This is a genomic window from Haloarchaeobius litoreus (assembly GCF_024495425.1).
In the GTDB taxonomy this organism is placed as follows: Archaea; Halobacteriota; Halobacteria; order Halobacteriales; family Natrialbaceae; genus Haloarchaeobius; species Haloarchaeobius litoreus.
The window spans coordinates 160676-169635 of sequence record NZ_JANHJR010000001.1 but is presented as its reverse complement, the minus strand read 5'-3'; the positions used below and the strand labels follow the sequence as shown (position 1 = coordinate 169635).

At 67.3% G+C, this 8960-nt stretch carries 10 protein-coding genes and 1 tRNA gene; 6 read left to right on the top strand and 5 right to left on the bottom strand.

Annotation, left to right across the window (positions count from 1 at the left end; genetic code table 11):
- Window positions 1-13: 13 nt before the first annotated feature.
- Complete coding sequence (thyX, locus tag NOW55_RS00950; protein WP_256398174.1) at window positions 14-757, top strand: FAD-dependent thymidylate synthase; 744 nt, start codon at window positions 14-16, stop codon at window positions 755-757.
- 155 nt (window positions 758-912) lie between these two features.
- Here the strand turns inward: thyX and NOW55_RS00945 are convergent, their stop codons facing one another.
- Window positions 913-1272 carry a winged helix-turn-helix transcriptional regulator gene (locus tag NOW55_RS00945; protein ID WP_256398173.1) on the bottom strand — a complete coding sequence of 120 codons (360 nt, stop codon included), beginning with the start codon at window positions 1270-1272 and terminating at the stop codon, window positions 913-915.
- Between the two features lie 391 nt (window positions 1273-1663).
- Here NOW55_RS00945 and NOW55_RS00940 point away from each other — a divergent pair, with 391 nt between their 5' ends.
- The 5 genes from NOW55_RS00940 to NOW55_RS00920 all read left to right on the top strand — a co-directional run bounded on the left by NOW55_RS00940 (window position 1664) and on the right by NOW55_RS00920 (window position 5553).
- Window positions 1664-2029, top strand: coding sequence for a YegP family protein (locus NOW55_RS00940; RefSeq protein WP_256398172.1), 366 nt, complete (start codon window positions 1664-1666; stop codon window positions 2027-2029).
- Entirely contained in the window at window positions 2026-3198 is a 1173-nt protein-coding gene (locus NOW55_RS00935) for a metal-dependent hydrolase family protein (protein WP_256398171.1), read from the top strand. The genes NOW55_RS00940 and NOW55_RS00935 overlap by 4 nt, the downstream gene beginning before the upstream one ends.
- 34 nt (window positions 3199-3232) lie before the next feature.
- Window positions 3233-4477, top strand: coding sequence for a helix-turn-helix transcriptional regulator (locus tag NOW55_RS00930; protein WP_256398170.1), 1245 nt, complete (start codon window positions 3233-3235; stop codon window positions 4475-4477).
- A gap of 75 nt (window positions 4478-4552) precedes the next feature.
- Window positions 4553-4627 (top strand) — tRNA-Glu (locus NOW55_RS00925).
- 209 nt (window positions 4628-4836) lie between these two features.
- Window positions 4837-5553, top strand: coding sequence for a hypothetical protein (locus NOW55_RS00920; RefSeq protein ID WP_256398169.1), 717 nt, complete (start codon window positions 4837-4839; stop codon window positions 5551-5553).
- Window positions 5554-5613: 60 nt separating this feature from the next.
- On the opposite strand, the gene secY is transcribed toward NOW55_RS00920, so the two are convergent.
- The 4 genes from secY to NOW55_RS00900 form a co-directional block, all read right to left on the bottom strand.
- Window positions 5614-7098, bottom strand: a complete 1485-nt coding sequence (gene secY, locus NOW55_RS00915; RefSeq protein ID WP_256398168.1) for a preprotein translocase subunit SecY — start codon at window positions 7096-7098, stop codon at window positions 5614-5616.
- Window positions 7099-7360: 262 nt separating this feature from the next.
- Window positions 7361-7849 carry an uL15m family ribosomal protein gene (locus NOW55_RS00910; RefSeq protein WP_256398167.1) on the bottom strand — a complete coding sequence of 163 codons (489 nt, stop codon included), beginning with the start codon at window positions 7847-7849 and terminating at the stop codon, window positions 7361-7363.
- A 2-nt stretch (window positions 7850-7851) separates the two neighbouring features.
- Window positions 7852-8316: a 50S ribosomal protein L30 gene (locus tag NOW55_RS00905; RefSeq protein ID WP_256398166.1), complete on the bottom strand. Its 465-nt coding sequence runs from the start codon at window positions 8314-8316 to the stop codon at window positions 7852-7854.
- A complete protein-coding gene (locus NOW55_RS00900) occupies window positions 8316-8960 on the bottom strand; it encodes a 30S ribosomal protein S5 (protein WP_256398165.1) in 645 nt (214 codons plus the stop codon). Before NOW55_RS00900 ends, NOW55_RS00905 begins: the two co-directional genes overlap by 1 nt.

Here is an 8960-nt window from a genome sequence, read left to right as displayed (position 1 = left end):
GTACGACGAACACATGAAGGTCCAACTACTCGAGGCCACGGAGGACCCGGAGGAACTCATCTGCACGGCGGCGCGCAACGACTACTACGACGGGTTCGTGGGCGAGGAATCGTTCGAGACGGTGATGGAGAACATCGACGGGGAGAGCATCGAGGAGAAACAGGAGACGCTCATCGGCCACCTGCTCGACCACGGCCACTTCGGCCCGTTCGAGCACGTCCAGGCGACGTTCGCGGTGAAGGGGATCAGCCGCTCCTGCATGGCCCAGATCACCCGGCATCGCCACGTCAGCTTCGACGTGCAGTCGATGCGGTACGTCAGCTTCGACGACGTCGACCCCGCCGAGGTCGAGGAGGGTGCGATGGTCGTCACGCCGCCGTCGGCGTCGGACCCGGACTGGGTCGGGCGCAACCAGCGTACCGGCGCGGTCGACGACGAGACCGTCGCGAAACGGGAGGAGCTGTTCCAACGCTCGGTCCGGCAGTCCGTCGAGGACTACCAGGAGCTGCTCGACCTGGGGATGCCGCCGGAGGACGCGCGGTTCGTGCTTCCCATCGGGACGAAGGTGAACATGGTGATGTCGATGAACGCGCGGATGCTGATGCACGTCGCCGACATGCGCGCGGCGGCCGACGCGCAGTGGGAGATCCGCGAGATGACCGAGCGCGTGCTCGACCTCGCGAGCGAGTGGTGCCCCATCACGTTCGGGCACTACGAGTCGGAGATGCGGAACCGGAAGAACCGGCTCGCGCCGTAGGCGGGGGACCGGCGGCCGGGAACTCGTTCTGGGGTGCTGTCGCTCGACGTTCGGGACAGCGGAGAGCGGGTCGGGCCGTGGAGACGGGAGCGCAGGGGAGACGGGAGCGCTACAGGGTTGTCACTACCGCACAGCGGTCGGGGCCGCAGAGGCCGTCACTCGTCGTCTTCGTCTTCCTCGTCGTCGGCTCCGCGGACGAGCGCCGCCTGGCTCTGGCCGTCGGGCTGCGGGTCGCTCGCGTGGGGACCCTCGATGAGGGCGCCGAAGTCCTCGACCTCGTCGTACTTGTCCTGGTACATCAGCGCGATGCGGCCCTTCTTGGTGATCTCGTAGAGGCCGGAGCGCTGCGCCGGGCCGATCTTCTCGACGAGACCGTAGTCCGCCAGCACGGGCAGCCGGCTGTTGATGTTCTTGCGGCTCTTGTCGGTGTGGTGGGCGAGGTTCGTCGCGACGTTGCGACCCTGCGCCTGCAGTGCTTCGAGTATCAGGAAGTCGGTGGGTTGTCGTAGTCTCATGGTAACACGCTCCGGGTTTCGGTTTGTATCTATTACTTGGGCGCTCCTTTTATTTCTATCTAATGGCAATTCGACGGGTGCATGACCATTGGTCTCGACCCCAGCGCATTTTAATAACCATTAGCGATTTTCTGCGGTAATTTTATGTAGGGGTAGGTTCAACGTGAAGGTAGGGTGTGACGGCAGACCCGAATTACCCGTTCGTCTGCTGCCATCCACCCTGACTGGACGACCCCCCCACCCCCCCATCGCAACTCTGGTCAGAGGCACACCCCAACCACCACAACGACGCCAATCCACCACCACCACTCTTCGCGTCGACTGGACTGCCCGTGCGATGCGTCATCCCGTGCGGGTCCAGTTTTTTGTGACCACTCGTCGAACGACCGGTATGGTCGCAACGTTCGAACTGTACGAGGACCGTGCCGGGAAGTACCGCTGGCGGCTGGTCGCCAGCAACGGCGAGATAATCGGCGACAGCGGCGAGGGCTACACCACGAAGTCGGGGGCACGCGACGCCATCGGACGCATCCGCGAGCGCGCCCCCGGGGCCGCAATCCCGTCGTTCGAGGACACCCACTTCGAGGTGTTCCAGGACAAGGCCGACGAGTACCGCTGGCGGCTGGTCGCCGACAACGGCCGAATCCTCGCCGACAGCGGCGAGGGCTACGCGAGCAAGCACGGTGCGCGTGACGCCGCGGCACGCGTCCAGCAGCGCGTGACCGACGCGGGAACCGAGGAGCTGGACGACTCGTGAGCCACACGCTCGTCATCCGGGACGGAACCGTGGTCGACCACCAGGGTTCACGCGAGGCAGACGTGGTCGCCGTCGACGGCGAGATAACCCGCGTCGAACCCGCCACCGAGGTGGCCGCGGACACCACCATCCACGCCGACGGGTCCTACGTCGCGCCCGGACTGGTCGACGCGCACGTCCACCTGATGATGGACGCCGGACCCGACCCGGCGAGCGACGTCGACCGCTCCACCGCGTCACTGACCTACCGCGCAGCCAGCAACCTCCGCGACGCCCTCGCCGCGGGCGTCACCACCGTCCGCGACCTCGGCGCGCCCGACGGTATCGCGCTCGACGCCGCACAGGCCGTCGAGGCGGGCGTCGTCGCCGGCCCGCGTGTCGTCGCCTGCGGTCGCAACGTCGTGATGACCGGCGGGCACGGCCACTGGTTCGGCCGCGAGGCCGACGGCCGTGACGAGATACGGACGGCCGTGCGCGAACAGCTCAAAGGCGGCGCAGGGGTCGTGAAGTGCATGGCCACCGGCGGCGTGCTCACGCCCGGCGCGAACACGGGCGCACCCGAGCTGGCGCCAGACGAGCTCGAGACCCTCGTCGAGACCGCGGGCGCGAAGGGCGTCCCGACAGCCGCACACGCCCACGGGACCGCCGGCATCCGGAACGCCGTCGACGCGGGCATCGACAGCATCGAGCACGGGACGTTCATGGACGCCAGGGCCGCCGAGGAGATGGCCGAGGCCGGAACGTACTGGGTGCCGACCGCGAGCGCGCTCGCCGGTATCGTCGATAACGCCGACGATGCGCCCATCCCCGACTACGCCGTCGAGAAGGCCAGAGAGGCACAGGCGGCGTTCGAGGAGGCGTTCGAGCACGCGCTAGCGGCGGACGTGACCATCGCGATGGGCACCGACGCTGGCACCCCGTTCAACACGTTCGCCGACATCCCCACCGAACTGGCGCTGATGACCGAGTACGGTATGACGCCCGAAGGGGTGTTCGAAGCCGCCACGCACACCGCCGCAGCGCTCGTCGGTGTCGACGCCGGACGGGTCGAGCCGGGGGCGTACGCCGACCTGGTGCTGCTCCCCGGCGATCCCCGGACCTCGGTCGACGTCTGGTCGGACGTCGAGACGGTAGTCACCCGGGGGCGGCAGGTCGACCCGCGGACCTAGCGTTCTTAATCCCTCCCCGAGTAAGGGGTGACGAATGCGTCGGCTACTCGGTGTCGGAGCGCTCGTCCTGCTCGCGGTGAGCGCAGTCTTGCTCGCCGGAGGTGCCACAGCGGCGGCATCCGGGCCGGACAGCTCGGTCCACGCTCCGCCAAACTCGACGGGCGCGCTGGGCAGTGCACAGGAGTTCGACCGCACACAGTTCCGTATCCGCGTCTTCGAGAACGGCTCGGCGCGCTTCGCCATCCACTACGAGCGCCAGCTCTCGAACGAGTCCGAGCGCGAGCAGTTCCAGCAGTTCGCGACGGAGTTCGAGTCCAACGAGACCGAACTGTACACGAACTTCGAGCGCCGCGCGCAAGATCTCGTCGCGTTCGGCCGCAACGAGACGGGACGTGAGATGGTCGCGACGGACTTCCGCCGGGGCGCCAGCGAGGAGCCGACCTTCGACGGCCACGTCGGCATCGTCAACATGTCGTTCCGCTGGACCGCGTTCGCACAGACAACCGGGGACAGCGTCGTGGTCGCGGACGTGTTCGAGGGAGGGTTCTACATCGGCCCCGCACAGTCGCTCGTCTTCCTCCCCGCCGACGGGCTCGTGTTCGAGAACGTCAGCCCGTCCGGCGAGTTCTCCGCACCGACGCCGGCCGAGAGCGACAGCGTCACCTGGCAGGGCGAGCGCAGCTTCTCGGACCAGCGCCCGCGCGTCGTCTACGGTACCGTGACCGCGACGTCGACGTCGACGAGCGATGGAGGCGGGGGCACCACCGCCGCCGATGGCACCACGTCTGGGCCGGGTGACTCCACCGCCACGACGCCCGGCCAGGGCGGCGACGATGGATCGCTCCCCATGGTGCCCATCGTGCTCGCGCTCGTCATCGTCGGTATGGCCGGCGCCGCCGTCTGGTTCCGCCGCCGCGACGACGGACGCGACGACGGCGCGGTGACCACCGACAGCCCCTCCGACTCCGCCGGGGCTAGCGCGACGGCCGAGACGCCGCCGGCCGAACCCAGCGTCCCCGACGAGGAGCTGCTCACCGACGAGGACCGCGTCGTCGAGCTGCTGACGGAGAACGGCGGCCGGATGCGCCAGTCCAACATCGTCGACGAGACCGACTGGTCGAAGTCCAAGGTCAGCATGCTGCTCTCAGACATGGAGGACGACGGCAGCATCAGCAAGCTCCGCGTCGGCCGCGAGAACATCGTCAGCCTCGCCGGCCACGAACCCGACGCCGTCGGCTCCCCGTTCGACGACGAGGACACAGAGGACGACGAACGGTAAACCGCCCCACGGCGAGGCTGAAACGCAAGGGTTTTAATTATACCGACGAAACGAGCAGATGCGAAGAAGCGCGCCGCTCCGTTGGTGTAGTCCGGCCAATCATCTTGCCCTCTCACGGCAAGGACCAGGGTTCGAATCCCTGACGGAGCATTTTCCTACGGCAGACCGGCGAGCGACAGCGAGTCGTGTTTGCTGTCGAGATTCGGAGGGGGGATTCGAATCAGGGAGCGAAACGGCGTGGAACGACCGTGGTTCGAATCCTTGACGGAGCATCTTCCTACCGCAACCCACCGGGCACTGCCACCCGCGCTCGTCCCTGACCACACGTTCATATCGGAGGACGGAGAAAGTGCACAGCGATGCCCACCATCCCCGACGGTCTCCTCGCGATCGACATCGAGACGGCGAGCCCCAACCGGTCGCCGGAGGGCTCGGACTTCCGGGACACGGACTACTTCGAGCTCGTCGCGGTCGGGCTCGGCCACCAGCCTGCACCCGGCGCACCCGTCGAGACGGCCGTCCTCTTTCGCGATGGCGGCTGGAGCGTCGAGGCCACGACCGACCTCCTCAGACGGGTCGACGACTGGTGTCGGGGACGCGAGGCCGACGGGATACTCACGCACAACGGCAACCGGTTCGACGCGATCCACCTCGGCGGCTGGGCGGAACGGGCCGTCGAGCACGGGACGTGGCCGGAGGCACCCAGCCGTCTCGACGCCCTGTTCGACCACCACGTCGACCTGAATCCCCTCGCGGTGGAGACCTACGCCGAACGGCTCGAATCGTGGCGCACCACGGTCGCGCTCGAGGAGGTCTGTCGCTGGGAGGGAATCCACGTCGAGCCGACCCACTACGCCGAGTACGACATCGGTCCGGTCGGGACGCACCCGGCCATCGACGGCCCGACGGTGACGAACGTCCACATCGGGAAGGTACTGGGCGAGGCGTACGTCGCCCAGGTCGTCGAGGGACGCACCGGCACCCCCGAGTTCGCGGAGCTCCAGCGCCTGCTCACGGACTACACGAGAGCCGACATCGAACCGCTGTTCCAGCTCGCGCGGTCGTTCGACGACTGAGCAGCTGCTCGGCGGTGTCGGTCGACACGAGACGAGAATCGAAACGAAGTACCGGAGTGGTTAGTTCCCGAACATCTGGCGCATCATCGGGTGCATCTCCATGAGCTGCTCCTCGGCGATCTCCTCGTACAGCTTGTACGTGATGGAGACCGTGAGCAGCAGGCCCGTCCCGGTGACGCTCCCGACGGTGCCGAGCATGTTCGCCATGACGGCGAGCAGCCCGACGAGCGCGCCGCCGATGACGGTCACCTGCGGGATGTACCGCTCCATGACCTTCTCGATGACGCCGACGTTCTGGCGGAAGCCGGGGATCTGCATCCCGGAGTTCTGGATCTGTTTCGCGGTCGACTTCGGCCCCATGTCGGTCGTCTCCACCCAGAAGATGGCGAAGATGGCACCACCGGCGATCATGAACGTGAGGTCCACCCCGACGCGGGCGATGACGTGGAAGACGCCATCACTGGTGGCGACGGAGCTCGCGGTGCCCGTCCCCCACCACATCCAGTCGCCGGGACGCTGGATGGGTGCGAGGTAGTAGAACAGGCCGCCGATGGCCTGACCGCTGCCGTTGTACTCGACGAGCCAGGCGGGCGCGCTCCCGAGGCTGCTGAGACCGCGGCCGAGGAACTGGATGTTCGCCTGCAGCGCGCGGACGAGGATCATCGGCAGGACGCTCGCGTAGATGAGCTTCACCGGGAAGCGACCACGTGCGCCCTTGACCCGTGCGTGACTCAGGGGGATCTCGACGCGCACGCTCTCCGCGTAGACGACGATGGCGAAGATGAGGAGCGTCGTCACCAGCGCGACGATGTGACCCTGGTTGAGCAGCAGGTCGGCGAGGCCAGATTGCGTGAAGACGTTGACGCTCGTGCTGCCGGTCACGATGCTGAACCAGTCGCGGAACACCGCGATGAACCCGGTGACCAGCCGCTGGCTCACGCCCGCGATGATGAACAGCCCGATACCGGAGCCGACGCCCCACTTGCTCACGATCTCGTCCATGAACAGGATGAGGACGCCGCCGGTGAAGATCTGGGCGAAGATGAGCCATCGGGTAGCCATCGAGGCGTTACCGACGCCGACGAAGCCAGCCATGGTCTCCTGTGCACCCGGTGCGATCGGGAGGATGCCAGCGGAGAGGAACACCATCGGGATGGCGGTCATCGCGGTCATCACCAGCACCAGCACCTTCTGGAGGCCCTGGTAGAGGATCTGGTCACGGGGGTCGTCCGTGTCGAGCCCGAGGAGGTTCGCGCCGCCGAGCAGCTGCAGGACAATGCTCGCGGTGACGATCGGCCCGATGCCGAGGTGCAGTATCGAACGATTGGCACCGGCCAGGATCGACCGGAACTGCCCGAACGCGTCGCCTCCGCCGGCTGCTCCGACCTCAGCTGTTCCGTAGACAGTAATCGTCGTGAGGAAGAAGTACAGTACCAGTATGCCGCCGGTCCAGCCCAGCTTCCGCTTGAACGGGACGTGACCGTCCGGTCGCTGGACCGAGGGCATCCTGGTAAGGACCGGTTCGGCGGCTTCTTTCCAACCCATATACGGGGACAAACCGGACGGATGCTTGTATGTACTTCGCTTTGCCCGCGCCGGACGCGCGAGCGCGTACGCGGCGAAATCGACGGACAGAACGAGGAGCTGCGGAGGATGCTGTTCGTGACGAAGCACGACTTCCGGGGGGTGCCGGTGCCGTGTCGTTCCGGGTGAGCAGCGACCCGCGGCCGTCCCACCGGACGGCCTGCCGGCTGCTCGCCCCAGATGTCGAGAGAACCGCAGAAAGACGTCAGACGGCGTCGACGGATTACTCCTCGGCCGCGTCTTCGTCGGCGTCGTCCTCTTCGGCGCGCTCCGCGCGCTCCGAGAGGACGGCCTCGCCACCGGCCTCCTCGATGAGGCCGCGGGCGCTCGCACTGAAGGCGTCGGCGGTGACGGCCAGCTCGTTGCGGACCTGCCCGCCGCCCAGCACCTTCACGACGTCGGCGTCGTGGCCACCGTCGACCACGTCGCGGGCGTCGATGACGTACGTGTCACCGTCCTGCTCGGCGAGGTCCTCGGCCGCGTAGAGGACCGCGTCCTCGTCGAGCTTCTGGACGTTGATCTCGACGACGTCGTCCTGGATGTCCTGCGGGCGCTTGAACCCGTGCTTGCCGAGCGGTTCGTAGTTGTGGAACTCGTGCTTGTCGCGGCCAGCACGGCCACGGCCGCCACGGTTGCCGGCCCCACGACGGTTCTTGTGGGTGCCGCCACCGTGCGTGCGCGACCCGCGCTGGCGTCGTTTCTTGCTCGTCATTGTTATCGCATTGCCTCGAGGAGCTTGTCGATCTCCTCGGTCGTGTGCTTGCCGAGCTCGCCACCCTCCTTGGTCGGGTGCTTGATGCCGTCGTGGCCCTTCCGCGGGGGGTGCAGACGCAGGACCGGCGAGAGACCCTCGTCCGCGAGGGTCGTCTCCTCGGCCAGCAGCGCCTCGGCGAGCTCGTCGATGCTGCCGTAGTCTGTCTCCTCGGCGACCCACTCGTCGGTGAGTGCCTCGCCGGTAGCCTCGACCTCGCCACGCTTTGCGAGCACGGTCGCCAGCACGTCCTGGCTGGGCTCGCCCATCGCGACGTAGTCGTTGACCTTCGTGAGCATGCCGCGGTAGCTGTCGGTCTCCGGCACCAGCGTCGCGTGGTTCACGCGCTCGATGTTGAGCATCGAGAGCGTGTCGTCGACGGCGCCGGAGCGGTCGACCTCGCCGCGGAGCTGGACGACTGCCTGCATCACTCGGCCACCTCCTCGGGCGACTGGAGCCGCGCACGGCGGGACTGCGAGGCGTTCTCCAGTGCGTTGAACGTCGCCTTCGCGAAGTTGACCGTCGTGCGCGTGTTGCCGTAGCTCTTGGTCCAGGCGTCCTCGACACCCGCGAGCTCCAGCACCTTGCGGACGGTGTCGGATGCCGCGAGCCCCAGCCCGAGCGGGGCGGGGATGAGTTCGACCTCGACGGAGCCCGCCTTCCCGGTCGTCCGGTGGGTCAGCGAGTGCGGCTTCGTGCTCCGGTCCTCCCAGGAGCCCGAGCCGCGGGGCACGTCGATGATGTTCAGCTTGGCGATGCCGATCGCCTTCTGGATGGCGGCCCCGACCTGGTCGTCACGCCCCTCGGCGTAGCCGACGTAGCCGTCGCGGTTGCCGATGGCGACGACACAGCGGAACTTCACCCGCCGACCGGAGTCGGTCATCCGCTGGACCATGTTGATGTCCAGCACCTCGTCCTCCAGCCCCGGCAGGAGCTGGTCAGTTACCTCCGGCTCCTTCAGCGGGAGACCGGAGTTGAGGGCGGCTTCCATCGTGTCGATCTCGCCCTCCTGTACCTTCTTACCGAGCCGTGTGACGGGTTCCCAGCCGTCGTTGTAGTTGTTGCCGCTCAT

Coding starts and splice junctions, on each gene's coding strand:
- NOW55_RS00920 (WP_256398169.1), top strand. CDS start 4,837: ATGCCCACCATCCCCGACGGTCTCCTCGCGATCGACATCGAGACGGCG.
- thyX (WP_256398174.1), top strand. CDS start 14: ATGAAGGTCCAACTACTCGAGGCCACGGAGGACCCGGAGGAACTCATC.
- NOW55_RS00905 (WP_256398166.1), bottom strand. CDS start 8,316: ATGCAGGCAGTCGTCCAGCTCCGCGGCGAGGTCGACCGCTCCGGCGCC.
- NOW55_RS00940 (WP_256398172.1), top strand. CDS start 1,664: ATGGTCGCAACGTTCGAACTGTACGAGGACCGTGCCGGGAAGTACCGC.
- NOW55_RS00945 (WP_256398173.1), bottom strand. CDS start 1,272: ATGAGACTACGACAACCCACCGACTTCCTGATACTCGAAGCACTGCAG.
- NOW55_RS00910 (WP_256398167.1), bottom strand. CDS start 7,849: ATGACGAGCAAGAAACGACGCCAGCGCGGGTCGCGCACGCACGGTGGC.
- NOW55_RS00930 (WP_256398170.1), top strand. CDS start 3,233: ATGCGTCGGCTACTCGGTGTCGGAGCGCTCGTCCTGCTCGCGGTGAGC.
- NOW55_RS00900 (WP_256398165.1), bottom strand. CDS start 8,960: ATGAGCGGCAACAACTACAACGACGGCTGGGAACCCGTCACACGGCTC.
- secY (WP_256398168.1), bottom strand. CDS start 7,098: ATGGGTTGGAAAGAAGCCGCCGAACCGGTCCTTACCAGGATGCCCTCG.